The organism is Hyalangium sp., from assembly GCF_045802625.1.
In the GTDB taxonomy this organism is placed as follows: Bacteria; Myxococcota; Myxococcia; order Myxococcales; family Myxococcaceae; genus Hyalangium.
Genome location: NZ_JBJMQP010000039.1, coordinates 233,871 through 257,610 on the forward strand (window position 1 = coordinate 233,871; position 23,740 = coordinate 257,610).

Genomic DNA, 23,740 nt, shown 5'->3' on the forward strand with positions numbered 1-23,740 from the left:
GCCCCCGGCACATCCGCTAGCATGTCCCCCACCGCAGTGGCTCCGCCCGCCGCGGCCATGCTCACCTGGGGGACTGCGCTGATGCTCACCGGACGGATGATGGATTTCCCGCTCACCCTCACCCACTTCCTGGAGAGGAGCCGGACCTTCCACGGCAGCACGGAGATCATCAGCCGGCGGCCGGACCGCTCGTTTCACCGCTATACCTACGCGGACTTCTACCGCCGCACGTGCCGGCTGGCGGGAGCCCTGCGGCGGCTCGGAGTGAAGCCGGGCGATCGCGTCGCCTCGCTCTGCTGGAACCACCACCAGCACCTGGAGCTCTACCTCGCCGTGCCCGCCATGGGCGCGGTGCTCCACACGCTCAACCTGCGCCTGCACCCGAACGATCTCGGCTACATCGCGCGCCATGCCGAGGATCGAGTCCTCGTGGTGGACCGCTCGCTGCTGCCGCTGTTCGAGAAGTTCGCCGGCGCCGTGCCCTCCATCGAGCGAGTCATCGTCATCCCGGATGACGGCCCCACGCCGAGCGGCCGGCTCGACTACGAGCAGCTGCTGGAGCCCGAGCCGGACACCTTCGACTTCCCCATGCTGGAGGAGCGCGCCGCGGCGATGCTCTGCTACACCTCCGGCACCACCGGCAACCCGAAGGGCGTGCTCTTCAGCCACCGCTCCACCGTGCTGCACACGCTGGCCATATGCATGGCGGACGTGTTCGGCATCCGCGAGGCAGACACGGTGCTGCCCGTCGTGCCCATGTTCCACGCGGCCGCCTGGGGCCTGCCCTACGCCGCGGTGGCCACCGGCGCGAAGCTCGTCATGCCCGGGCCGCACCTGGATCCCACCTCGCTGCTGGATCTGATGGCCCAGGAGCGAGTGACGATCGCGGGCGGAGTGCCCACCATCTGGCTCGGCATCCTGGCGCTGCTGGATCAAGAGCCGAAGCGGTGGGATCTCAGCTCGATGCGCACCATGGCCATCGGCGGCTCGGCGGCGCCGCCCGCGCTCATCGAGGGCTTCCAGGAGCGGCATGGGCTGACGGTGGCGCACGCCTGGGGCATGAGCGAGCTCAACCCGGTGGGGACGCTCGCGCGCCTGAAGCAGCACCACGCGCAGGCGGACGAGGCGACGAAGCTGTCGTTGCGAGCCACCCAGGGCTTCCCGGTGCCCTTCGTCGAGCAGCGCCACGTGAGCGACACGGGCCAGGTGCTCCCCTGGGATGGGTCGACGATGGGCGAGCTGGAGGTGCGAGGGCCGTGGGTGGCCTCGTCGTACTACGGCGGCGAGGGCAAGGATCGCTTCACCAAGGACGGCTGGTTCAAGACGGGGGACATCGTCACGATCGATCCCGAGGGCTACCTGCGAATCACGGATCGCTCCAAGGACGTGATCAAGTCAGGCGGAGAGTGGATCAGCTCGGTGGCGCTGGAGAACGCGCTGATGGCGCACCCGGCGGTGCTCGAGGCGGCGGTGTTCGCGGGGCGCCACGCGAAGTGGGACGAGCGCCCGCTGGCGGCGGTGGTGCTCAAGCCGGGCCAGAGCGTGGCGAAGGAGGAGCTGGCGGCCCACCTGGAGAAGCACTTCGCCAAGTACTGGCTGCCGGACGCGTACCTCTTCGTGCCGCAGATCCCCCGCACGTCCACCGGCAAGTTCCTCAAGTCGAAGCTGCGCGAGGAGTACGGCGACTATCTGCTCAAGCATCCCCAGGAGTAGCCTGCGAGCCAGGCCCAGGGTGACGGCTCACGCGGGGTTCAGTTGTTGAGCGCGTTCGCGAGGATCCACGAGCGGATGCGCGTGATGAGCCCCGGGTTGTCGGCGAAGTACTGAGTGTCGTTCTGCGGCATCCGCGTGCCGCAGCTGCCTTCGATCTTCTTCACCAGCAGGGAGCTATCGGGCAGGCCGGGTCTCACGCGGCGAAGCGCCGTGGTCGCGCCGCACTTGTTGTTGCCGGTGATGTTGACGAGGCTGGCATAGGACTGCCCCTGCGACAGGTCCATCCCTCCACTCGGCGACGCGCCGCTGTGGCAGGTCGTGCACTTCTGGGTCCAGATGCTCTGGATGTCCGCGGCATACGTGGGCACATTGGCCTTCACGGTGACCGAGCGCGAGACAGAAGCCACTCCGTCGGACACGGTGACCTGCAGGGTGTAGTTGGTGGCAGCCGCGATGTCCGGCGAGCGCCAACCCGTGGAGGCTCCACTCGTGCTGGAGAAGGTCCCTCCGTTCGTCGTGGGATTCGTCGTCTTCCACGTATAGGTGAGCGGATCCCCATCCGGATCCGTGGCCCCGATGGACAGCGTCGCGGTGTCGCCGGCGAGCACCGAGGTGGCGGACGCGGTGATGGCGGCATCCACGGTGGGAGCACGGTTGGCGGACGCCACATTGGCCACCTGTACATCCACCGTGCGCTGGGTCGTTCCTCCCTTGCCATCCGAGACCGTGACTCGCAGCGTGAAGGTCGTCGTCGCCGACAGCAGGGGCGCCTTCCACGTCGGCGTCGCGGTGTCCCCGTTGGTGAAGGCCCCCACCGGAGCAGCAGGCGACTCCTGGGTCCAGGAGTAGGTGAGCACATCTCCCGTCTGATCGCTCGCGGTCACCGAGAGGGACGTGCTCTGTCCCTCGTTGATGTTGGTGGAGGTGGCGCTCAGCGTGGAGATCGTCGGCGGCACGTTCACGCCGATGAAGAAGGGAACGGGCTGGGAGATGGAGGTGTTGCCGGCGGCGTCCTCCGCCACGGCGACGAGCTGATAGCTCCCTTCGGGGGCGTTGCCCGTGCTCCAGGTGCAGGAGAAGGTAGAGCCCGAGTCCCGCGGGGTCTTGTCCACGCAGGCCAGCTTGTTCGACACCAGGAAGGTCACCTTGGCCACCTGCCCAGAGTCGTCCTCCGCGACGGCCTCCAGCGTCGTCTGACCCGAGAACGTCGTCCCCGCCTTGATGCCGCCGGTGATCTCGATGCGGCTGGGAGCCATCTCGTCCACGCTCACGGGAGGCGGCTCCTCCTCCGAGCCGCAGCTCATCGCGCTCAATCCCAGCAGCGCTACCGTACAGGACAGCGCCTGCCATCTACCGCGGGGCCAAAGACGGAACTCGCGCATAATTGCTCCTCCCCGAAAGCGAGGACCGCTGTAGCACGCCAGCCCCCGTACACGCGAGCCAGTGCTCCGGGTTTCCAGTGCTTTGAGATCCACCAGCCCTTGGTCGTGACATGTCGCGTCAACAAGCGAGCTGCCAGCGGGGCTCCTGTCTCCAGGAGCCGTAACTCGGCCTTGCATCCGACCGGCTTTACGTATTGGAAGAGGCGGCATGAACAACACCACCGCCCTGACATCCTCCGATGCCATCTGGGAGAAGGAGATCCTCCCCCAGATCGAGCGCTACATCCGCATCCCCAACAAGTCCCCCGCGTTCGAGCCGGACTGGGTGAAGAAGGGGCACATGGAGCAGGCGGTGAAGCTCATCGCCGACTGGGCCCAGTCGCAGGCGGCTCACATCCCGGGCCTCAAGGTCGAGGTGGTGCGGCTGAACAACGACAAGGGCGAGCCGCGCACCCCCGTCATCTTCATGGAGATCCCCGGCGAGGGGAAGGACACCGTCCTGCTCTACGGCCACCTGGACAAGCAGCCGGAGATGACGGGCTGGCGCCAGGGGCTGAGCCCGTGGGAGCCGGTGCGCGAGGGCGACAAGCTCTTCGGCCGTGGCGGCGCGGATGACGGGTACTCCTCCTTCGCGTCGCTGGCGGCCATCCGCCTGCTGAAGGAGCAGCAGCAGTCCCACGCCCGCTGCGTGGTGCTCATCGAGGCGTGCGAGGAGAGCGGCTCGTACGATCTGCCGGCCTACATCGAGGCCCTGGCGCCGCGCATCGGCCAGCCGTCCCTGGTGGTGTGCCTGGACTCGGGCTGCGCCAACTACGATCAGCTCTGGATGACCACGAGCCTGCGCGGCCTGGTCTCGGGCAACCTGCGCGTGGACATCCTCACCGAGGGCGTGCACTCGGGTGACGCGAGCGGCCTGGTCCCCTCCTCGTTCCGCATCCTGCGCCAGCTGCTGGATCGCGTGGATGACGTGGCCACGGGCCGCGTGCGCATCGAGGGCCTGCACGTGCAGGTTCCGCCCGCCCGTCTGGAGCAGGCCAAGGCGGTGGCGCAGGTGCTGGGCCAGGAGGTGTACAACCGCTTCCCGTGGGTGCCCGGCGCTCGGCCGGTGGCCAATGACGGCACGGAGCTGATCCTCAACCGGACGTGGCGTCCGGCGCTCTCCGTCACCGGCGCCGAGGGCATGCCGGCGCTGGGGAGCGCGGGCAACGTGCTGCGGCCGTACACCTCGCTGAAGCTGAGCATGCGGATTCCCCCGCGCCTGGATCCGGCGGCGGCCACCAAGGCGCTCAAGGAGGCGCTGGAGAGCAACCCGCCCTACGGCGCCAAGGTGACGTTCGAGGGTGAGAAGGCGAGCGCGGGCTGGGACGCGCCAGCGCTGGCGCCGTGGCTGGAGAAGGCCACCGCCGAGGCCAGTCAGGCCTTCTTCGGCAAGCCCTTCATGGCCATGGGCGAGGGCGGCACCATCCCCTTCATGGAGATGCTGGGCAAGCGCTTCCCCGAGGCGCAGTTCCTGATCACCGGCGTGCTCGGGCCGGGCTCCAACGCGCACGGGCCCAACGAGTTCCTCCACATCCCCACCGGCAAGAGGCTCACCGCCTGCGTGGCCAGCGTGGTGGCCGCGCACTTCAAGCGGTAGCGCGCGAGAGGCCCGGCTCGGGACGCTTCACCGCTCCGGAGCAGTCATCACAACCCCACGTAGAAGCGATCCCAAGCCCGGCTGGAGTTGCCCTTCCCATCCGACAGCTCCAGCATCCAGGTATAGGTCCTGTACTTGCCGAGATCGCTCGTCTGCCCGTTGAGGTAGGTGGCTGAGCTCTGGGACACGGGCATGTCATAGAGCCACTTCCCAACATTGATGCGCAGCGAGAAGGCCAGAGAGTCCACCACGCTGGTGGCGCGCACCTGGGCCTTCCCCTCTTGAGGGGGCGCGGTGTACAGGCCCTCGCCGTCCACCGTGCCCTCGCCGGAAGTCACCTCCCAGCTCAAGCGCGTGTCGGAGGTTCCCTTCACCGTGGCTTGGAGGCGGACGCTGTCCCCGGGAGCCACTTCCACCATCACCGGATCCACCGTCACTTCGATGACGTCTTGCTCATTCTTGGAGCAGGCCAGCGCCAGCATCAGCACCGCCGGCACCAGCACAGGAGAGACAAGGACAGCGCGCGATGGGACTCGGAAGGGAGACGGAGCAGCCATGAGAGCGAAGTCTGCCCAAGGGCTGTGGCCTCGTCATCGTCCTCCGCTCACCGCAGCAGCAAGGCGCAAAGACTTCCAAAACCTACAGCTCCAACGGTGAGCCAGGCCACATAGTCTCCCACGTGACCACTGTGAAGTTCTCGCAAAGGGTACAGCCCTGAATCGACGAGCTGCGCCACGGGCCGCCGCACGGCTTCCGGGAGGGACTTGCGGAACAGCGTCAGCGCCGCCAGCAGCGCCGCGCCCAGCGTGACGAGCACCCCGCGCACGGCCGAGGCCCTCAACGGCTCGGGAGGCGCCAAGATCGGCGGTGCGAGCGTCGTGCCCTCGAGTACCCGAGCCGCGAGGCCCGCCGTGTCTCGCATGCGCTCGGCCTGAGCGTCCGCCTTGTGGCGCAGCCCAGGCCAGGCCGCCATCACCAGCCCCAGCAGCAGGAGCGCCGCGGCCGGAGCCACCATGGAGACAGGGAGCCCCTTGTGAGGACCGGCCGTCTCGGGTTTCTCGCTCGTCTCGCCGCCCACGCCCGGCACCTCCTCCTCGGGGGGGCCCAGTCCCAGGAAGATGCGCCCAGCGGCGCGCAGGACCGCGCCGCCCGTGAGAATGGCCGAGACGGCGAAGACCCAGGAGAGCCAGGAGTATCCAAGCTTCTCGGCGGCCTCCTCCATCGAGCTCTCCCCCAGGAAGGTGCCAAAGGGCGGCAGGCCCGAGAGCCCCAGGCCACCGAGGGTGAGCAGCAGTCCCAGCGTCGGCAGCTTCTTCCCACGCCCGCGAAGGGGAATCTCATCCACGGTCTTGAAGCGGTGCAGCAGCAGGCCCACGCACAGGAACAGCGAGGCCTTGATCAGTCCGTGCCCCAGGGCATAGACGGCGGCGCCCGCGAGCCCTCCCTGCGAGCCCAGGCCGAAGCCCATCACCATCAACCCCATGTGACTGATGGTGGAGAAGGCGAGCAACCGCTTGAGGTGGCGCTGCGCGAAGCACATCGCGCCCCCGACGAGCGCGGTGGCCACGCCCAGGCCAATGAAGAGCGCCCGCACCTTCGCCTCGTGCGGGCTCAGCGGCCCGGCGAACAGAGAGCCATAGACCCGGGCGACGGCGTACAGGCCCGCCTCCACCATCACTCCCGAGAAGAGGATGCACACCGGCGTGGGCGCCACCGCGTGCGCGTCCGCCAGCCAGAAGTGGAAGGGAATCACCGCCGCCTTCACGAAGAAGCCGCAGACCACGAAGGCGAAGGCGACCAGCACCAGCCCGTCGTGCGCCGTGCCCAGCCCCCGGGACATCTGGGCGAGGTTGAGCGCTCCGGTCCGTCCGTAGATCAGCGCGATGCCAGTCAGCACCAGGAAGGCGCCAATGGTGTTGGTGACACCAAAGTTGATGGCTCCCTGCAGGGGGCTGGGCTCCTCGCTCTTGTAGCCGCAGAGCGCGAAGGCCGAGGCGCTCATCAGCTCGAAGAAGACGAACAGGTTGAAGATGTCCCCGGTCAGCCCGAAGCCGCACAGCGCCGCCAGGAAGACCAGCATCAGCACGTGGAACATCGCCCCCAGCGCGTCGAAGTAGCGCACCGAGAAGATGAAGGCCGCCGTCACCAGCACCCCGGTGAGCGCTCCCAGGCCCGCGCCGATGGGATCGATCACGAAGGAGATGCCCACGGCCACGCCCTTGCGCGGAAACCAGCCTCCGAACCAGTAGACGATGGGGTTGTCCACCGACTCCTGCATCAGCCGGATGCAGAGGGCCGTCACCGCGGCAGAGGTCAGCACGGCCAGCGCGTCCGACACGCGGCGGGGAATGAACCTCCCCACCGCCGCGAGGAAGGCGGCCATCAGCAAGGGAATCGCCACGGGCAAAGGAGGCAGGTTCACCGCGTCACCCCTTCATGATCCGCATCTCTTCGGGATCCAGCGAGCCTGTCCGCTTGTGCGCCTGGACCGCGAGCGCCAGCAGCAGCGCCATCACGGTGGCCTCCACCACTACGTCCGTCAGCATGAGCGCCTGCACCACGGGATCGACGGCCGGTGTCCCCGTGGGGATGTCCGAGAAGATGGGCGCCACGGCGCCAACCTGGTAGCCGATCGCCAGCAGCAGGACGTAGGTGGAGGACTGGAGGATCGCCACACAGATCACCAGGTGCACCAGGTTCCGGCTGGTCGTCACTCCATACAGCCCCCAGAAGAACAGCCAGATCGCCACCATGTAGGGCGCATGATCCAAGAGGAGCTTCAGCATCACTTCTCCTCACGCTCGTGCTTGAGCCGCTTCTGGAGGGTCTGCTCGAGGAAGACCGACAGCAGGAGCACGAACCCCGCCGCGACCTCCAGCCCCGTGGTCGCGCTGATGAGCGGGATGGTCCCCCCCGAGGTGATCTTCCCGTCGGGAGGCCCGAGCGGCACGACGTTCTGCAGGAAGGCCGCGGCCCGGAGCAGCCCCAGCAACCCCAGCAGCACGAAGCCGGTAGCACCACAGGACTCCGCCACCTCCACCAACGTATGGGGGACAATGCGCAGGAACCGCCGGGGATCGCCCGCGAGGTACACCAGCAGCGGAGCCGTGGCGAGGATCACCCCCCCCTGGAAGCCTCCACCCGGGCTGACCTGCCCGTGGGTGATGATGTAGAGCCCGAAGACTACGTTGATCCCCACCAGCCCCACTCCCAGCGTCCGGACCGCGTCGCTGGGAGGAGGCGGGCGGCGGCTCGCGGCCTTGTCCTCGCCAGAGTCCTTCGAGTCCTCCCCCTGCTCCGCTTCATCCTTCTGCTTGCGCAGCAGCAGGGCCGCCCCGATCACCGAGGCGAAGAGGATGAACTCCTCTCCCAGGGTGTCGAAACCCCGGTAGTCGAAGTTCACCGAGGTGACGATGTCCGTGGAGTGACGCTCGGTGACGGCCACCTGGTTGAGCACGATGCCGTAGGGTCCATGGTACACGCCGGCCGGCGGTAGCCCGCTTGCGCCCCACAGGTAGAGCGCCGCGAGGCCCAGGCCTCCCGCGATCACGGCCACCTTTCGGCCCCGAGCGCTCATGGCTCCGCGGGCTCCTTGCCGCTCTTCTCGCCTTTCTGCTCCTCCGTGTTCCGGCGGATGCGGGCCATGGCCAGCAGCAGCATCAGCGGCAGCGCCACCGCTCCCACGGTGAGCTGTGAGAGCGCCACGTCCGGGGCCTGGAAGAGGAAGAACATCAACGCCACCAGCAACCCGTACAGGCTGACTCCGATGGACTGCGGCACAGGATCGCGGGTGAGCACCACCCCCGCCCCCATGCCCGCCACGAAGATCAAGATGCCCAGCTGCATGAGCTGCACGACGAGGGGCTCCGTGCTCATGCCTCTCCTCCGGGCCGGGAGTCCTCTGCCTGGCCCACGAAGCCCTGCTGGCCCACCAGGGGGATCCGCTCGCTCGGCTCCACGGACAACCGGCCCAGCTCGCGGATACGGGCAGCCCGGGCGGTGGCGTGGGTGATGACACCATTCATGGTGATCAACACCACGGTGGTCAGCAGCATCTTCAGCCCTGCAACCTTCTGCGGCTCATCCAGGAACACCGCCAGGTTGATCAGGATGGCGCCCACGGTGGTGGGCGGCCCGATGTAGTGCAGCCGCTGGTACGGATCCTTCATGACCAGCACGCCCACCGAGGACAGCAAGGTGATCAGCACCGCGAGGCCCAGCAGCAGCGCCACGCTCCACTGGTGCACGCTCATAGCCACCGCTCCAGGAAGCGCGCGAACACCAGCCCACTGCCAAACGAGAGCAGCGCCAACGTCAACGCCAGATCGTAGAAGGGAATCCGGTGAAACCCCTGCGCGAGCAGCACGAGCAGCAGCGTCGTGACGACCCCTGCCATCTCCAGACTCGCCAGTCGATCAACCGGCTTGCCACGCAGACAGGCGATCACGCAGGGCACCAGCGACAGCATCATCCCCGCGGCGGCCAGCAACCAGAGGTTCATGGCTTCGCCCCCAGCTTCCGGGTCATCTCCGTGAGCTCGCCCTCGTTCAACCGGTGGAAGAGCATCAACCGCTTCTCCCGATCGATATCCACCACCACGAAGCTCGGGGTGATGTTGGTATAGGTGATGGCGAGCGCCCTCATGGCGGCTGCATCATCGGAGGAGCCGCAGGCCTCGTAAGGAACAGCGCGCAGCAGGGACTCGGCCTTGTGGCGGGTGAAGAGGTGGCGCAGCAGGATCCCGAGCACCTCGCAGGTGTCCGTGACCATGTAGAGGGGCAGGCGCCACCCCTGGGCGACCCATGAGAGGTGAGCACCAAAGCGTGCCAGGTCGGTAGCCCAGGCAATGGATGAACCGGTGGCAGCCATCGCCGCGGCCACGCTCCCGGCGAGCAGCTCCGCCAGCTCCAGCTTGCCCACGAAGAGCAGCCAAGCCCCGAAGAAGAGGACCCATTGGGTCACCCAGAGCAGCACTGCCTTCCAGCGTGGTGTCCTCTGCTTGTCCTGCTCAGACCTGATCATAGGGGACTGGCGCGCGGGAGTTCAAACCTCTACGCCAGGCCGCTAGGTAAGCACTCGCCCCGGGATTGGAAAGCCCTCCTGGATCCATTGACCGGGCCACACCGCCGAGCAACCGAACGTCAGCGGACGGACGCACTGGACCTGGGTACAAGCCGAGCGCCTCAACCTCGCGGCGCCGAGTGACCATCCTTACCTTTGGCAGGCATCCAACCTGGGAGGTTACCTTGGGACTCTTCGACATGCTCGCCCGCTGGCCCGTCCTCCGGCAGCTGAAGGAGGGAGATCTCAAGGGGCTGGGCGAGACGTCCATGAGCGAGCGCAGCCGCACCCTCGAGCCGCGCACCGTCCAGGCCGACAAGGTCGTCAAGTCCGTCTGCCCCTACTGCGCCGTGGGCTGCGGCCAGGATGTCTACGTCAAGAACGGGCGCATCCTCGACATCGAGGGCGATCCGGACTCGCCCATCTCCCGCGGGCGGCTGTGCCCCAAGGGCGCCGCCACCTTCCAGCTCGTCACCGGCAGCCACCGCGTCCAGGACGTGCTCTACCGCCGCCCCGGCGGCACCGAGTGGGAGGTGATCTCGCTCGAGAAGGCCATGGACATGGTGGCCGAGCGCGTGAAGCGCACCCGGGACGCCACCTGGGAGGAGAAGGACTGCAACGGCCTCGCCGTCAACCGCACGCTGGGCATCGCGCACCTGGGCGGTGCCACCCTGGACAACGAGGAGAACTACCTCATCAAGAAGCTCTTCACCGCGCTGGGCATCGTGCAGGTGGAGAACCAGGCCCGAATATGACACTCGTCCACGGTGCCCGGTCTGGGCATCTCGTTCGGGCGAGGTGGGGCCACCACCTTCCAGCAGGATCTGCAGCACTCGGACTGCATCCTCATCATGGGTTCGAACATGGCCGAGTGTCACCCGGTGGGCTTCCAGTGGGTGATGGAGGCCAAGGGGCGAGGCGCCACGATCATCCACGTGGATCCGCGCTTCACGCGCACCAGCGCCATGTCGAACCTCCACGTGCCCCTCCGGCCCGGCACGGACATCGCGTTCCTGGGCGGCCTGGTGCACTACGTCCTGGAGAACGAGCGCTACTTCAAGGAGTACGTCGTCCACTACACCAACGCGCCGACGATCATCCATGAGGACTTCCAGGACACCGAGGAGCTGGACGGGCTCTTCAGCGGCTACGAGGAGGACAAGAACAAGTACGACATCAAGTCCTGGCAGTACGAGGGCGTGGAGGGGGCGGTGCCCGCCGCGGGCCACAAGGAGATCTTCGGCGAGCCCGGCGCGGGCGCGGGTGGCACGGTGCGCGGCACGGACATCACCGAGCAGAGCCAGGACCACACGCTCCAGCACCCGCGCTGCGTCTTCCAGATCCTCAAGCGCCACTTCTCCCGCTACACGCCAGAGATCGTCTCCCAGGTGTGCGGCGTGCCGAAGGAGCTGTTCCTGAAGGTGGCCGAGGCGCTGTGCGACAACTCGGGCCGCGAGCGCACCAGCGCCTTCTGCTACGCGGTGGGGTGGACGCAGCACTCGACAGGCGTGCAGAACATCCGCGCCGCCTCCATCCTCCAGCTCCTGCTGGGCAACATCGGCCGGCCCGGCGGCGGCATCCTGGCGCTGCGCGGCCACGCCTCCATCCAGGGCTCCTCGGACATTCCCACCCTGTACAACCTGCTGCCCGGCTACATCCCGATGCCGCACGCCCAGCAGGCCCACTCGCTGAAGGAGTACATCAAGGACAACGAGGCGGGCGCCGGCTGGTGGAGCAACTTCCCCAAGTACGCCATCTCTCTGCTCAAGGCGTGGTTCGGCTCCGCGGCCCACGAGGGCAATGACTACCTCTTCAGCCACATGCCTCGGCTGTCGGGGAACCACTCGCACATGCAGACGGTGGCCGACATGGCCGACGGCCAGGTGAAGGGCTACTTCGTCATGGGCGAGAACCCCACCGTGGGCTCCATGAACGGCGCGCTCCAGCGCAAGGGCCTGCGCCAGCTGGAGTGGCTGGTGGTGAGGGATCTCACCCTGATCGAAACCGCCGAGTTCTGGCGCCGCGCCCCGGAGCTCCAGCGCGGCGAGGTGAAGACGGAGGACATCCAGACCGAGGTCTTCTTCTTCCCGGCCTCCGCGCACACGGAGAAGGACGGCACCTTCACCAACACGCAGCGGCTGCTGCAGTGGCACCACAAGGCCGTGGAGCCGCCCGGACAGGCGTGCAGCGAGCTGCACTTCATGTTCCACCTGGGCCGGCGGCTCAAGGCGCTCTACGCGGACTCGAAGGAGGAGAAGGATCAGCTGATCCAGGAGCTGACGTGGGACTACCCCACGCACGGCGAGCACGCCGAGCCGAGCGCCGAGGCGGTGCTGAAGGAGATCAACGGCTACACGGTGGTGGACAAGAAGCCCGTGGGAGGCTTCACGGAGCTGAAGGACGACGGCTCCACCGCGTGCGGGTGCTGGATCTACTCGGGCTGCTACAAGGACGGCGTCAACCAGGCCGCGCGCCGCAAGCCGGGGCGAGAGCAGACCTGGGTGGCGCCCGAGTGGGGCTGGGCGTGGCCCGCCAACCGGCGCCTCCTCTACAACCGCGCCTCGGCGGACGTGGATGGCAAGCCCTGGAGCGAGCGCAAGAAGTACATCTGGTGGGAGCCGGAGCAGCGGAAATGGGTCGGCGAGGATGTGCCGGACTTCCTCGAGGACCGGCCGCCCGAGTACCGCCCACCGGTGGGCACCACGGGCATGAACGCCATCGGCGGAGATGATCCCTTCATCATGCAGGTGGACGGTAAGGGGTGGCTCTACGCGCCCAGCGGGATGATCGACGGCCCGCTGCCCACGCACTACGAGCCCATGGAGTCGCCGGTGCAGAACGGGCTCTATGGGCAGCAGTGCAACCCGGCGCGCGAGGAGTGGCCGCAAAAGGAGAACCCGTACCACCGGGCCTGGGGCGATCCGCGCTACCCGTTCGTGCTCACCACCTACCGCCTCACCGAGCACCACACCGCGGGAGGCATGAGCCGCTGGCTGTCCTGGCTGAGCGAGCTGCAGCCCGAGCCGTTCTGCGAGGTCTCCCCCCAGCTCGCCCAGGAGCGAGGGCTGGAGAACGGCGGCTGGGCCACGCTGCGTACGGCGCGCGGGGATCTCGAGTGCCGGGTGCTTGTCACCGAGCGCATCACCCCGCTCAAGCTGGATGGGACGTGGGTGCACCAGATTGGCCTGCCGTACCACTGGGGCGAGACGGGGCGCACGCGCGGGGAAGGAGCCAACGAGCTCATCGCCTTCGTGGCGGATCCCAACGTGGACATCCAGGAGTCCAAGGCGCTCACGTGCGACATCGTCGCGGGGCGGAAGGCCACGGGGGCCCGGGCCGCCACGGGCGACACGGTGCCCGCGCTGCCGCCGCAGGTGCCGGAGGTGCCGCGGGATGGCCCGCTGGCCGGCACTCCCTCGCACAGGCAGTGGCAGGAGAAGAAGGGGCAGGAGAAATAGCCGATGGGACAGAAAGGCTTCTTCACCGACACCACCCTCTGCATCGGCTGCAAGGCGTGCGAGGTGGCCTGCAAGCAGTGGAACCAGTTGCCGGATGACGGGTTCCACTTCACGGGCATGTCGTACGACCACACAGGCCACCTGGGCGCCTCCACCTGGCGGCACGTGGCCTTCGTGGAGCGCCCCATTCCGCTGCCGGGGCAGCAGACGGGAGTAGGCGACTTCTCGTGGCTGATGGCGTCGGACGTGTGCAAGCACTGCCAGCGGGCCGGGTGCCTGGAGGCGTGTCCCACGGGTGCCATCATCCGCACCGAGTTCGACACCGTGTACGTCCAGCCGGACGTGTGCAACGGGTGCGGCTACTGTGTGGTGGCGTGCCCGTTCGGAGTGATTGATCGGCGGGACGATGACGGGCGCGCGTGGAAGTGCACGCTCTGCTACGACCGGCTGGGCGAGGGCATGACGCCCGCGTGCGCCAAGGCGTGCCCCACCGAGTCCATCGTCTACGGAGATCTGGACGAGCTGCACGCTCGGGCGCGCAAGCGGGTGGAGCGGCTGCACGAGCAGGGCGTGCAGAGCGCGTACCTGTACGGCATGGACGCGGAGAACCAGCCGGGCACGGGGGGCCTCAACTCCTTCTTCCTGCTGGTGGACAAGCCCGAGGTCTACAACCTGCCCCCGGATCCGGTGGTGCCCACCAAGAAGCAGCCCGGCGCGTGGGCGGCGGTGGCGCTGGGCTCGTTGGGCATGGCGATCGCGGCGCTGAGCGTGGTGTGGCTGGGCCGTCAGGAGGGCGCATGAAGCGAATCGAGGGTGGCACCCCGTTGATCGACCAGCTCGAGCGCGCCTCGGACGGGCGCAACGTGAACCCGGCGCAGGGGGTGCTGATCGGTGAGGCCGCCGGGCAGCAGGTGAAGGAGCTGGAGATCGCGCATCCCGTCCCCAAGCTGCTGACCACCATTCCCTCGCGCTCCGGGCCCGCTGAGGCGCATCCGAGCTACTACGGGGCTCCGGCCATCAAGTCGCCGGTGTGGCTGCCCACCATCCCCCTGTACTTCTTCGTGGGCGGCATGGCGGGCGCGACGAGCACGCTGGGCGCGGCGGTGGAGCTGCTCGATGGGCACAAGCTGGCGTCGCTCAGCCGGAGGTGCCGGTGGGTCGGCATGCTGGGGGACATGGTGAGCAGCGTGCTGCTCATCCAGGATCTGGGGCGGCCCACGCGCTTCCTGAACATGCTGCGGGTGTTCCGGCCCACCTCGCCCATGAACATGGGAGCGTGGGTGCTGGCGGGATCCGGCGCGATGAACACCGCCTCGGTGCTGACCCTGTACGCAGGCCGTGGCGGCGTGGTGCAGAAGCTGGGCGATGCGGCCTCATGGGTCGCGGGCGCGCTGGGCATGCCGCTGGCGGGGTACACGGCGGTGCTCCTGTCGAACTCGGCGGTCCCCACCTGGCAGGGCACCCGGCTCACTCTGCCGCTGCTGTTCATGTCCTCCAGCATGGCCAGCGCGTCGAGCCTGCTGGAGCTGTTCCCTCCGGGCTCGGAGCGGGAGCGGAAGACTGTGCGCCACTTCGGCTTGATCGGGAAGGTGGCGGAGCTGGCCACGGGCTTCGCGGTGGAGCGAGAGGCCGCACGCTCGGAGGAGATCGTCCGGCCGCTGCGCCAGGGACTGTCGGGGACGCTGTGGAAGGCAGCGAAGGTGTGCACTGCGGCGGGGCTGGCGGTGAGTCTGCTGCCGGGCCGGCAGCGCTGGAAGCAGGTCACCGCGAGCGTGCTGACGCTGGCGGGGGCATTGGCCACGCGCTACGCCATCTACGAGTCGGGCAAGGTGTCCGCGAAGGATCCGCACGCCACCTTCGTGCCGCAGCGTGAGGGCCTGGGAGCCGCGGAGGTGACGGGGAACACGGTGGCCTCGGATGGCCGGCCGTTCAAGTTTCCCCTGCCCGTGGTGAGCTGACGCCTGTGCAGACCCAGCCGCTCACTCCACAGGCGGTCCGGCCTGCTCCGGAGGAGGAAGCTCGGGCCTCCCGGAGGGAGATCCCGCTTGGATCGCACGCAGCCGCTCCACCCGCTCCCACTGCTGGTTGATGATCGCGTCCAGGCGCTCGACCTCCGCCTGGTCCCCACGGACCCGCGCCGCCACGCGCTGGCGCTCCAGTTCCTGCACGCCCCTCTCCGCCAACTCGGCCGCGCGCCCCGGGAGAGCTGACCACTTCTGCTGCAGCTCGCGCCTCGCGTCCGGCCCTATGTCCGTCAGCGGGGACACCGTCACCGGAGCGGGCGGCACCGCGCCGCTCTGAGGCTGCGCCACCACGGGAGCCGGAGTCGCGACCGGAGGCCGGGCCGCGGGTCTGGCCGGAGGAGGCCTGGGAGCCGGCGGGGGCGCGGGCACCTCCGTGGCCACCGGCGCAGGCAAAGCGGGTGGTGCCGCGCTCGGGGAAGGAACCGTCGGCGCCGGCCACAACCAGGAGCCCAGTAAGGCGGCCGTGAGCGCCACGGCGCCGAAGATGGGCAACAGGACGTAGGCAGGGAATCTCATGGCGGGAAGCAGCTCGCGAGCTGACTCCCTCTTACTTGAGGAACAGACGCACCGCCAGAGCGAGCGGGGCCTCCCCTGCCCCCTCGCTCGCCTGCTCGCGGCTCAGTCTTTCTTTGGCGCCAGCTTGTCCACCATCCCCTTGATGGACTGCCGCAGGATGCCTCCCGCGTCCGGGTCGCCCTTGAGCACCGACTGGGCGAAGTGCTTCGCCTGCTCGAAGGTGATGTGGGGCGGCAGCGGCGGCACGTCCGGATCCACATAGGCCTCGAACACCACTGGCCGGTCCGCACTGAGCGCCTCATCCCACGCCCGCGCGAGCTGCTCGGGCTTGTCCACCCGGATGCCCTTCAGGCCCAGCGACTCCGCGTACTTCGCATAGGGGAAGTCCGGCAGATCCTGCGTCACCGGCAGCTTCGGGTCTCCGGCCAGCACGCGCTGCTCCCACGTCACCTGGTTCAGGTCGCGGTTGTTGAGCACCAGGATGATGAAGCGCGGGTCCTTCCACTCCTTCCAGTACTTGGCCACGGTGACGAGCTCGCCGTTGCCGTTCATCTGCATGGCGCCGTCTCCCACCATGGCGATGACGGGGCGGTGCGGGAACGCGAACTTCGCTCCGATGGCGTACGGCACGCCGCAGCCCATGGTGGCCAGGTTGCCGGACAGCGACGCCATCATCCCCTTGCGGATCTTCAGATCCCGCGCGAACCAGTTGGTCCCCGAGCCCGAGTCCGCCGCGAGGATCGCCCCTTCCGGCAGCTTCGGAGACAGCTCCCAGAACACCCGCTGCGGGTTGATGGGGTTGGCCGAGTTCATGGCTTGGGCCTCGGTCGTCTTCCACCACTGCCGGATGCCCTTCTCGATCTGCTCCCGCCAGCCGCGATCCTGCTTGCGCTGGAGCAGCGGGATGAGCGCCCGGAGCGTCTCCTTGCTGTCGCCCTGCAGCGCCACCTCCATGGGGTAGCGGATGGCCAGCATCCGGCCATCGAGATCGATCTGGACGCCGCGCGCCTGCCCTTCCTTGGGCAGGAACTCCGAGTACGGGAAGCTGGTGCCCACCATCAGCAGCGTGTCGCAATCCATCATCATGTCCCAGCTGGGCTTGGTGCCCAGCAGGCCGATGGAGCCCGTCACGTACGGCAGATCATCCGGCAGCACCGCCTTGCCAAGCAGCGCCTTGGCCACACCCGCGCCGAGCAGCTCCGCCACCTCCATCACCTCGTCGGCCGCGTTGAGCACACCGGCGCCCACGAGCATGGCCACCTTCTTGCCGGCGTTGAGCACGTCCGCGGCGCGCCGCAGGTCCTCGTCCTTGGGGAGGATGCGGGGAGCGCTGTAGCCCACGCTGGAGTGGATGGTGCCGTGTGCGCGCTCTGGCTTCTGGTACTCCAGCTCCTGGACATCGTTGGGGATGATGACGCACGTCACCGTGCGCTCGCTCCGAGCGATGCGCACGGCCCGGTCGACGGCGTGGCGGATGGCGGAGGGCTTCGTCACCATGGTGACGTACTCGCTGGCCACATCCTTGAAGAGCGTCATCAGGTCCACTTCCTGCTGATAGTGGCCGCCGAGCGCGGCGCGGGCCTGCTGACCGACGATGGCCACCACGGGCTGGTGATCCAGCTTCGCGTCATAGAGGCCATTGAGCAGGTGGACGGCGCCCGGACCTGAGGTGGCGAGGCAGACGCCGACCTCGCCGGTGAACTTGGCATGAGCGCACGCCATGAAGGCAGCCATCTCCTCGTGGCGGACCTGGACGAACTGGAGCTCGGTGTTGCCCTCGAGGGCGCCGAGGATGCCGTTGATCCCATCTCCGGGATATCCATAGATACGGCGGACGCCCCATTGGGAGAGGCGGTAGAGCAGATAATCGGCAACGGTAGCGCTCATCGGCATTCCTCGGCTGGAGTGGGTTTCTCGGGGCGAGACGACGGCGCACCGCACGGGCCCACGCGCACCACCTCTCGTGTGTCGCCCCGCTCACGCGTCATGTCCCACCTCTGGACCTCAAACTGCGCACCCTGAGCAAAGGAGGGAAGACGCGCATGGGTGCACGGACTTCATCCATTGCTCCCCTGCCTGCCCTCGTCCGCTGGACACTCATCGGGCCAGGAGTGCGGGGCCACGTCGGCTCACGCGCAGGCCCAGGATCACCGCGCCGGCCGCCAGCAACGCGGTGCCTGCCAGCGCGCCCCAGCGGCCCCCCAGCGGCAGCGCGCGCTCGGCCCGGGACTCCTCCTCACGAGCCGCTTCCAGCAGCGCGGCCTCCGGCTTGTCCTTGTCCAGCAATTGCTGCTTGCGCTTGAGCGCCGCCCACAGCACGTGCGCCAGGTGCACTGGCATCCGCCCCGTGCCCTGGGAGATCTGCTCCCGGCAGCTGAAGCCGTCCGCGATGAGGAGCGTCCCCTTCTGCGACTCACGCACCTTCGGGAGGATGACGCGCTCGCCGCAGGCCTGGCTCGTGTCGTAGTGGGACTTCTCGAAGCCGAACGCCCCCGCCATGCCGCAGCAGCCCGAGTCCGGCTTCTCCCAGTCCAGGCCCGTCTTATCCAGCGCCTTCTTCTCGGCCTCGAACTTCAGCACTGCCTGGTGGTGGCAGTGGCCCTGCACCAGCGCCCGGCCGCGCAGCTTCGGCAGCTCGAAGTCCGGCGCCTTCTTCTCCAGGAGCTCGCTCAGCACGAACGTCTGCTGGCTCAGCCGCCTTGCATCAATGTCCTCCGGGAAGAGGTTGATCAGCTCATCGCGGAAGACCGTCGCGCAGCTCGGCTCCAGCACCACGAAGGGAACCCCCGCGCGAATCTCCGCGCGGAAGCGCTCCAGCGTATGCCGCAGCAGGGCCTTCGCCGTGTCCAACATGCCGTAGTCGTAGAGCGGCCGGCCACAGCACACGAAGCCCTGCGGCACCCGCACCTCGAAGCCCGCCGCCTCCAGGACTTCCAGCGCGGCTCGGCCCGTGTCCGGGTGGAAGAAGTTGTTGAAGGTGTCCGGGAACAGCACCACCGGCCCCCGAGTGGTCGGCGTGGGCTTGCGCCCCTTCACCATGCGCTGGAACGAGCGCGGCGCGAACTTCGGAAGCTCCCGCGCCGGGTGCACCTCCGCCGCCCACTTCGCCAGCCGGCTCAACCCCGGCGTCTGCGTGAAGGCGTTCGCCAGCCGCGGCGTCAGCGAGGCCAGCCGGGCCCAGAACATGATGAGCCCGAAGGCGTACGCGTGCCTCGGCCTCGCCTTGCCTGCGTAGTAGTGACTGAGGAACTCGGCCTTGTACGTGGCCATGTCCACGTTCACCGGGCACTCGCCCTTGCAGCCCTTGCACGCCAGGCACAGGTCCAGCGCCTCCTTCACGTGCTCGCTGCGCCAGCCATCCTTGAGCGGCTCGCCCTGTAGCATCTCGAAGAGCAGGTGCGCCCGGCCACGTGTGGAGTGCTTCTCCTCGCGCGTCACCATGTAGCTGGGGCACATGGTACCGCCCTGCTCGCGGCGGCACTTGCCCACGCCCACGCACCGCGCGGTGGCTCGCGCGAAGCTGCCCTTGTCCTCCGGGTACAAGAAGTGTGTCTCCTGCGGCGGCGGCGCGTACTGCGTGCCCAGCCGCAGGTTCTCGTCCAGGCGATAGGGAGACACCTTCTTGTGGGGGTTCATCTTGTTGTCTGGATCCCACAGCGCCTTGAACTCACCGAACGCCCGCACCAGCTCCTCACCGAACATCTTCGGCAATAGCTCCGCGCGTGACTGGCCGTCCCCATGCTCACCGGACAATGAGCCGTTGTGCTTCACCACCAGGTCCGCCGCCTCCTCCACGAAGCGGCGGTAGTTCCGGATGCCCTGGCGAGTCTTGAAGTCGAAGTTGATGCGGCAGTGCACGCAGCCCTGGCCGAAGTGCCCATAGAGCGCCGTGTCGTAGCCGTGCTTGCCCAGCAGTTGCTTGAACTCGCGCAGGTACGCTCCGAGCTGGTTCGGCTCCACCGCCGCGTCCTCCCAGCCCTCCCACGTATCCGGCTCGCCCGGGATGAGGGCGGTGGCCCCCAGTCCTGACTCCCGCGCCTCCCAGACCAGGTGCTCCACGTCCGGCTTGTCGTAGAGGCGCATGGTGGGCGCGTCTCCGTGGAGCTTCAGCCTTGCCATCAGCTTGCGGGCCTTGTCATCTGCCTCCTCCTTGGAGTCCCCGCCGAACTCGACGACGAGCCAGCCATGGCCCTCGGGCAGCAGCTTGATGTCGTCCGGGTGCAGGCCCTTGCGGCGCATGCCGTTGATGAGGTGCTCGTCGAGCCCCTCCAGCCCGATGGGCTGAGCCTCGAGCACCTGGGGGATGTGGTCCGCGGCCTGGTACACGTCCGGATAGCCCAGTACGAGCAGCGAGCGGCACCGGGGCTCGGGGATCAGCTTCAGCAGAGCCTCCAGGATGGTGACGCACGTTCCCTCAGTACCCACCAGCGCCCGAGCCACGTTGAAGCCCTTCTCCGGCAACAGCTCGTCCAGGCTGTAGCCGGAGACACGCCGGGGAATCTTCGGGTAGCGCTCGCGGATCAGCGGCGCGTAGCGATCCCTCAGCGCCCTGAGCCCCGCGTAGAGCTGCCCGCGCCGCCCCCCCTCGCGGATGATGCGCGCCAGCCCCTCGTCGGAGGTGGGGCCCACGCGCATCCGCAGCCCGTCGTAGGTGAGGACCTCCAGCTCCACGGTGTTGTACTCCATGCGGCCCGCCATCTGCGCGTGCGTGCCGCAGGCGTTGTTGCCCAGCATGCCTCCCAGCGTGCAGCGGTCGTGCGTGGAGGGATCCGGGCCGAAGGTGAGCTGGTACTTCTCGATGGTGTGCCGGCGCAGGTTGTCCAGCACCAAGCCCGGCTGCACGCGCGCCAGCCGCCGCTCGGGATCCACGTGCAGGATGCGGTTCAGGTAGCGCGAGAAGTCCATCACCACGGCCACGTTGCACGTCTGCCCCGCGAGGCTCGTGCCTCCGCCACGGCTGAGCAGCGGGGCACCGAACTGACGGCACAGGCGCACCGTCTCCATCACGTCCTCCACCGAGCGTGGACGCACCACGCCCAGCGGGACCTGCCGGTAGTTGGAGGAGTCCGTGGCGTAAAGTGCCCGGCTGCCCGCGTCGAACTCCACCTCGCCCTCCAAGCGCTCGCGCAGGGCCTCTTCGAGCCCCTTCACGTCCACCTCCGCTCGCTCGCGGCGCTCGGGAGGCTGCTCGGGCCGCCGTCCTCGCTTCAGCCGGCGCTGATCGATGAGCGTATCGAGCAACGAGAAGGTCCTCATGTCCGCGCCCCCATGGCGTAGCGAGCGGCATCCGCCCGTTTCAGTTCCAGCCCCAGCCCCGGGCGCGAGAGATCCGGCACGAGGGCGCCGTCCTTCAGCTCGGGCACGCCGTCGAAGAGCATCCGCTCCAGCCGGGCGTGGTCGTGGAAGTACTCCAGGTGCACCAGCCGCCGTGCCGCGCACGCCGCGTGGACGTGGAGCGCCGGGGCGCAGTGGCCTGAGAGCGGCACGCCGTACGCGTCACACAGCGCGTCCGCCTGGAGGAAGCCGGTGATGCCCAGGCATCGCGTGACGTCCGCCTGCAACACATCCACCGCGCCAGCCTCCAGCATGCGGCGGAAATAGAGGCCGCCATCGCCATACTCGCCCGCGGCCACCGCCATGCCCGCTGGGGCTCGCGCCCGAATGCGGTGCAGGCTCGGGAGATCGTCGCTGGAGACGGGCTCCTCGAACCAGGTGACGCCTTGCTCGGCGAAGCGCTCGGCGAGCGCCAGGGCCTGCGTGGCCGAGTACGCGCCATTAGCGTCCACGAAGAGCTCCGCGTCCTTCCCGATGGCTTGCCGAGCGGCCCGGACCCGCGCCACGTCCTGCTCGGGATGGCTGCCCACCTTCATCTTCACGCGGGGGATGCCCTGCTCCACCCAGCCGGAGAGCTGCGACTGCAGCTTCTCCACTGAGTACGAGGTGAAGCCTCCACTGCCGTAGACGGGGACGCGCGCTCTCGCGGCGCCGAGCAACCGCACCAGCGGCACCCCGAGCAGCCGGGCCTTCACGTCCCACAGGGCGGCATCCACGGCGGACAGCGCCATGGAGATCAGCCCGGGCCGCCCCAGGTTCCGCACCCGCCGGAGGAGCGCGATCATCCGCGCGGGAATATCCATCGCATCCTGGGAGCGAAGCTCTTCGGCGAAGACGCGGGAGATGAGCTCCGCGGCCACCGCGTCCGTGTACGTGTAGCCCAGCCCCCGCTGGCCGCCGGCTGTCAGCTCCACGACGACGAGCGTGGTCGAGTTCCACTCGAAGGTCCCATCCGCCTCCGGCGCATCCGTGGGGATCTTGTACGCGGAGGCCTCCACTCGCTCGATGCGAGCAACGGCTTCGCCACGTTGCATCCCCTCTGCCGTCACCGAAGCCCTCCAAGGACCGCCGGCCCCCGTCAGTCCCAACCAGAAAGGTAGGTTCGAGCAGCAACTATCGGCACCCCTCATTCGACGCCTGCCTGCTGAGCAGGGAGGACAGCAGGCTCTCCCGAGCGACGTTCACGCCGGGTCCTGCACGCCGCGCGCATCAGGTCCAGCTTTTCAGAGAGAGGGACAAGACATGCCAACCACCATCGGCCGCAAGGTATGGGCCATCGCCGAGGGCTACATCCCCGGCAAGAGCACGGGGCAAGGCCGAGCGATGGAGAGCCACGAGACGGCCTGTCTACTCAACGCGTCCGACCAGGACGCCCAGGTGGAGATCACCCTCTTCTTCAAGGACCGGGAGCCGGTGGGCCCCTACCGAGTGACAGTCCCGGCCCGGCGCACCCAGCACGTGCGCTTCAATGATCTGAGCGATCCCGTGCCCGTTCCTCGCGACACCGACTACGCGAGCGTCATCTCGTCCAATGTCCCCATCGTGGTGCAGCACACCCGGCTCGACTCGAGGCAGGCTGAGCTCGCGCTCATCTCCACGATGGCCTTCCCCATCGACTGACGGAGGGCCCCATGGAACGCACCCAGCACGCCAAGCAGGTCATCGAAGCCACGCGAGAGGAGGCGGAGCACTGGAACCTCTTCCGGGATGTGGTGGTGCCGGGAGCCATCGCGGGGATGCTCGGCGCCGTGGTCATGGCGGCGTTGGCGCTTCCCCTGGGAGTGCTCACGCATGGGGACCTCTGGTACGCGGCCCGGCTGGCGGGAGGTGTCTTCCAGCGCGAGGCTCCGAACGGCACACTCGCGGTGCTCCTCGGGCTGGGAGTGCACGTGGCCACCGCGGGAGGACTGGCCACGCTCTTCGCGATGTTGCTTCCGCGCGGGGGCACCGGGACGGCGGCGCTGATGCTCGGGGTGCTGATGGGCTTGGCGCTTCAGGTCGTCATGCCCGCCCTGGTGATTCCGTGGGCCTCGCCTCCGCTCGACCGAGAGATGCCGCATGCCGCGCTGCTCCTGCTGCACCTGGCCTTCGGCGCGTCGCTCGGAGCGGTGGTGCCGGCGCGCGGGCTCGTGACGACGCTCGACCGGATGCGCCGAGCCGTCCACGGTGCTCGCCACGCGGTGGGCTGATCTCCTGCTTCGGACTCAGGGCGTCTGCTCGCTGGGAGGCTCGCGATTGAGCGCCGCCTTGGGCTCGTCCTGAAGCCCCGGGAGTGTCTCGGCCGAGAAAGGCCCTGGTGGTAGCACGCTTGTGGGACGGTCGCTGGCCTCCACGAGGATCAGCCCCACCAGGATGACGACAAAGGCGAGCGAGGTAGCCACCACCAGCCGAGGCCCACCCGGGCGCTCCGACAAGTGCATGAAGAAGAAGGCCACCAGGGTCGCCTTCGTCACCGCGATGGCCAGCGCCACCACGACTCCCCACTGCCCCAGGTGCAGGTGCGCCAGCCCATACGAGAGCGTGGTGAGGGCCAGCAGCCCCACGCCCACGAGCAGGGCCTTGCCGAAGCCACCGTGGGGCTTGTGCTTCTCGCTCTCGCTCCGAGTCCCTGTCATG

21 protein-coding genes are annotated in these 23,740 nt (G+C 68.4%); 7 read left to right on the top strand and 14 right to left on the bottom strand.

Features of this window, described 5'->3' with window-relative positions:
• The first annotated feature begins 81 nt into the window (after nucleotides 1–81).
• Nucleotides 82–1,713, top strand: coding sequence for a long-chain fatty acid--CoA ligase (locus ACJ8AT_RS07075; protein ID WP_407736915.1), 1,632 nt, complete (start codon nucleotides 82–84; stop codon nucleotides 1,711–1,713).
• Between the two features lie 38 nt (nucleotides 1,714–1,751).
• Here ACJ8AT_RS07075 and ACJ8AT_RS07080 read toward each other — a convergent pair whose 3' ends face one another.
• The gene (locus ACJ8AT_RS07080) at nucleotides 1,752–3,017 is read right to left on the bottom strand and encodes an Ig-like domain-containing protein (protein WP_407736855.1); all 1,266 of its coding nucleotides are present in this window, start codon (nucleotides 3,015–3,017) and stop codon (nucleotides 1,752–1,754) included.
• A 286-nt stretch (nucleotides 3,018–3,303) separates the two neighbouring features.
• Here ACJ8AT_RS07080 and ACJ8AT_RS07085 point away from each other — a divergent pair, with 286 nt between their 5' ends.
• Complete coding sequence (locus ACJ8AT_RS07085) at nucleotides 3,304–4,731, top strand: M20 family metallopeptidase (RefSeq protein ID WP_407736856.1); 1,428 nt, start codon at nucleotides 3,304–3,306, stop codon at nucleotides 4,729–4,731.
• A gap of 47 nt (nucleotides 4,732–4,778) precedes the next feature.
• Here ACJ8AT_RS07085 and ACJ8AT_RS07090 read toward each other — a convergent pair whose 3' ends face one another.
• From ACJ8AT_RS07090 to ACJ8AT_RS07125, 8 genes are read right to left on the bottom strand one after another with little or no spacing between them, the layout of a single operon-like run.
• Nucleotides 4,779–5,288, bottom strand: coding sequence for a hypothetical protein (locus tag ACJ8AT_RS07090; RefSeq protein ID WP_407736857.1), 510 nt, complete (start codon nucleotides 5,286–5,288; stop codon nucleotides 4,779–4,781).
• A 47-nt stretch (nucleotides 5,289–5,335) separates the two neighbouring features.
• Nucleotides 5,336–7,132 (bottom strand): complex I subunit 5 family protein, encoded by a 1,797-nt coding sequence (locus ACJ8AT_RS07095; RefSeq protein WP_407736858.1) that lies wholly within the window; start codon nucleotides 7,130–7,132, stop codon nucleotides 5,336–5,338.
• Between the two features lie 25 nt (nucleotides 7,133–7,157).
• Nucleotides 7,158–7,517 (bottom strand): sodium:proton antiporter, encoded by a 360-nt coding sequence (locus tag ACJ8AT_RS07100; RefSeq protein ID WP_407736859.1) that lies wholly within the window; start codon nucleotides 7,515–7,517, stop codon nucleotides 7,158–7,160.
• A complete protein-coding gene (locus ACJ8AT_RS07105; RefSeq protein ID WP_407736860.1) occupies nucleotides 7,517–8,308 on the bottom strand; it encodes an MnhB domain-containing protein in 792 nt (263 codons plus the stop codon). Before ACJ8AT_RS07105 ends, ACJ8AT_RS07100 begins: the two co-directional genes overlap by 1 nt.
• Nucleotides 8,305–8,607, bottom strand: coding sequence for a DUF4040 domain-containing protein (locus tag ACJ8AT_RS07110; RefSeq protein ID WP_407736861.1), 303 nt, complete (start codon nucleotides 8,605–8,607; stop codon nucleotides 8,305–8,307). Before ACJ8AT_RS07110 ends, ACJ8AT_RS07105 begins: the two co-directional genes overlap by 4 nt.
• Entirely contained in the window at nucleotides 8,604–8,984 is a 381-nt protein-coding gene (locus ACJ8AT_RS07115; RefSeq protein WP_407736862.1) for a cation:proton antiporter, read from the bottom strand. Before ACJ8AT_RS07115 ends, ACJ8AT_RS07110 begins: the two co-directional genes overlap by 4 nt.
• Nucleotides 8,981–9,232 carry a monovalent cation/H+ antiporter complex subunit F gene (locus ACJ8AT_RS07120; protein WP_407736863.1) on the bottom strand — a complete coding sequence of 84 codons (252 nt, stop codon included), beginning with the start codon at nucleotides 9,230–9,232 and terminating at the stop codon, nucleotides 8,981–8,983. Before ACJ8AT_RS07120 ends, ACJ8AT_RS07115 begins: the two co-directional genes overlap by 4 nt.
• A complete protein-coding gene (locus tag ACJ8AT_RS07125) occupies nucleotides 9,229–9,693 on the bottom strand; it encodes a hypothetical protein (protein ID WP_407736864.1) in 465 nt (154 codons plus the stop codon). Before ACJ8AT_RS07125 ends, ACJ8AT_RS07120 begins: the two co-directional genes overlap by 4 nt.
• Nucleotides 9,694–9,992: 299 nt before the next feature.
• Between ACJ8AT_RS07125 and fdh the strand changes: the two genes are divergently transcribed.
• From fdh to nrfD, 3 genes are read left to right on the top strand one after another with little or no spacing between them, the layout of a single operon-like run.
• The gene (gene fdh / locus ACJ8AT_RS07130; protein ID WP_407736916.1) at nucleotides 9,993–13,250 is read left to right on the top strand and encodes a formate dehydrogenase; all 3,258 of its coding nucleotides are present in this window, start codon (nucleotides 9,993–9,995) and stop codon (nucleotides 13,248–13,250) included.
• A 3-nt stretch (nucleotides 13,251–13,253) separates the two neighbouring features.
• Nucleotides 13,254–14,051 (top strand): 4Fe-4S dicluster domain-containing protein, encoded by a 798-nt coding sequence (locus ACJ8AT_RS07135; RefSeq protein ID WP_407736865.1) that lies wholly within the window; start codon nucleotides 13,254–13,256, stop codon nucleotides 14,049–14,051.
• The gene (gene nrfD / locus ACJ8AT_RS07140) at nucleotides 14,048–15,208 is read left to right on the top strand and encodes an NrfD/PsrC family molybdoenzyme membrane anchor subunit (RefSeq protein ID WP_407736866.1); all 1,161 of its coding nucleotides are present in this window, start codon (nucleotides 14,048–14,050) and stop codon (nucleotides 15,206–15,208) included. Before ACJ8AT_RS07135 ends, nrfD begins: the two co-directional genes overlap by 4 nt.
• Nucleotides 15,209–15,229: 21 nt before the next feature.
• Here the strand turns inward: nrfD and ACJ8AT_RS07145 are convergent, their stop codons facing one another.
• The 4 genes from ACJ8AT_RS07145 to ACJ8AT_RS07160 form a co-directional block, all read right to left on the bottom strand.
• Nucleotides 15,230–15,790: a hypothetical protein gene (locus ACJ8AT_RS07145; RefSeq protein ID WP_407736867.1), complete on the bottom strand. Its 561-nt coding sequence runs from the start codon at nucleotides 15,788–15,790 to the stop codon at nucleotides 15,230–15,232.
• 102 nt (nucleotides 15,791–15,892) lie between these two features.
• Nucleotides 15,893–17,677, bottom strand: a complete 1,785-nt coding sequence (locus ACJ8AT_RS07150) for a thiamine pyrophosphate-requiring protein (RefSeq protein WP_407736868.1) — start codon at nucleotides 17,675–17,677, stop codon at nucleotides 15,893–15,895.
• Between the two features lie 210 nt (nucleotides 17,678–17,887).
• Nucleotides 17,888–21,046 (bottom strand): FAD-binding and (Fe-S)-binding domain-containing protein, encoded by a 3,159-nt coding sequence (locus tag ACJ8AT_RS07155; protein WP_407736869.1) that lies wholly within the window; start codon nucleotides 21,044–21,046, stop codon nucleotides 17,888–17,890.
• Complete coding sequence (locus ACJ8AT_RS07160; protein ID WP_407736870.1) at nucleotides 21,043–22,158, bottom strand: enolase C-terminal domain-like protein; 1,116 nt, start codon at nucleotides 22,156–22,158, stop codon at nucleotides 21,043–21,045. Before ACJ8AT_RS07160 ends, ACJ8AT_RS07155 begins: the two co-directional genes overlap by 4 nt.
• 208 nt (nucleotides 22,159–22,366) lie before the next feature.
• Here ACJ8AT_RS07160 and ACJ8AT_RS07165 point away from each other — a divergent pair, with 208 nt between their 5' ends.
• Complete coding sequence (locus tag ACJ8AT_RS07165) at nucleotides 22,367–22,744, top strand: sensory rhodopsin transducer (RefSeq protein ID WP_407736871.1); 378 nt, start codon at nucleotides 22,367–22,369, stop codon at nucleotides 22,742–22,744.
• Between the two features lie 11 nt (nucleotides 22,745–22,755).
• Nucleotides 22,756–23,313, top strand: a complete 558-nt coding sequence (locus tag ACJ8AT_RS07170) for a hypothetical protein (protein WP_407736872.1) — start codon at nucleotides 22,756–22,758, stop codon at nucleotides 23,311–23,313.
• A 15-nt stretch (nucleotides 23,314–23,328) separates the two neighbouring features.
• On the opposite strand, the gene ACJ8AT_RS07175 is transcribed toward ACJ8AT_RS07170, so the two are convergent.
• Nucleotides 23,329–23,739, bottom strand: a complete 411-nt coding sequence (locus ACJ8AT_RS07175; protein ID WP_407736873.1) for a cytochrome C oxidase subunit IV family protein — start codon at nucleotides 23,737–23,739, stop codon at nucleotides 23,329–23,331.
• Nucleotide 23,740: the final 1 nt, after the last annotated feature.

Bases quoted from the DNA above. Each gene is read 5' to 3' on its own strand.
- ACJ8AT_RS07080 (WP_407736855.1), bottom strand. From the start codon at position 3,017: ATGAGCTGCGGCTCGGAGGAGGAGCCGCCTCCCGTGAGCGTGGACGAG.
- nrfD (WP_407736866.1), top strand. From the start codon at position 14,048: ATGAAGCGAATCGAGGGTGGCACCCCGTTGATCGACCAGCTCGAGCGC.
- ACJ8AT_RS07105 (WP_407736860.1), bottom strand. From the start codon at position 8,308: ATGAGCGCTCGGGGCCGAAAGGTGGCCGTGATCGCGGGAGGCCTGGGC.
- ACJ8AT_RS07150 (WP_407736868.1), bottom strand. From the start codon at position 17,677: ATGAGCGCTACCGTTGCCGATTATCTGCTCTACCGCCTCTCCCAATGG.
- ACJ8AT_RS07170 (WP_407736872.1), top strand. From the start codon at position 22,756: ATGGAACGCACCCAGCACGCCAAGCAGGTCATCGAAGCCACGCGAGAG.
- ACJ8AT_RS07165 (WP_407736871.1), top strand. From the start codon at position 22,367: ATGCCAACCACCATCGGCCGCAAGGTATGGGCCATCGCCGAGGGCTAC.
- ACJ8AT_RS07115 (WP_407736862.1), bottom strand. From the start codon at position 8,984: ATGAGCGTGCACCAGTGGAGCGTGGCGCTGCTGCTGGGCCTCGCGGTG.
- ACJ8AT_RS07175 (WP_407736873.1), bottom strand. From the start codon at position 23,739: ATGACAGGGACTCGGAGCGAGAGCGAGAAGCACAAGCCCCACGGTGGC.
- ACJ8AT_RS07090 (WP_407736857.1), bottom strand. From the start codon at position 5,288: ATGGCTGCTCCGTCTCCCTTCCGAGTCCCATCGCGCGCTGTCCTTGTC.
- ACJ8AT_RS07155 (WP_407736869.1), bottom strand. From the start codon at position 21,046: ATGAGGACCTTCTCGTTGCTCGATACGCTCATCGATCAGCGCCGGCTG.
- ACJ8AT_RS07120 (WP_407736863.1), bottom strand. From the start codon at position 9,232: ATGAACCTCTGGTTGCTGGCCGCCGCGGGGATGATGCTGTCGCTGGTG.
- ACJ8AT_RS07145 (WP_407736867.1), bottom strand. From the start codon at position 15,790: ATGAGATTCCCTGCCTACGTCCTGTTGCCCATCTTCGGCGCCGTGGCG.
- ACJ8AT_RS07110 (WP_407736861.1), bottom strand. From the start codon at position 8,607: ATGAGCACGGAGCCCCTCGTCGTGCAGCTCATGCAGCTGGGCATCTTG.
- ACJ8AT_RS07085 (WP_407736856.1), top strand. From the start codon at position 3,304: ATGAACAACACCACCGCCCTGACATCCTCCGATGCCATCTGGGAGAAG.
- ACJ8AT_RS07100 (WP_407736859.1), bottom strand. From the start codon at position 7,517: ATGCTGAAGCTCCTCTTGGATCATGCGCCCTACATGGTGGCGATCTGG.
- ACJ8AT_RS07135 (WP_407736865.1), top strand. From the start codon at position 13,254: ATGGGACAGAAAGGCTTCTTCACCGACACCACCCTCTGCATCGGCTGC.
- ACJ8AT_RS07160 (WP_407736870.1), bottom strand. From the start codon at position 22,158: ATGCAACGTGGCGAAGCCGTTGCTCGCATCGAGCGAGTGGAGGCCTCC.
- ACJ8AT_RS07075 (WP_407736915.1), top strand. From the start codon at position 82: ATGCTCACCGGACGGATGATGGATTTCCCGCTCACCCTCACCCACTTC.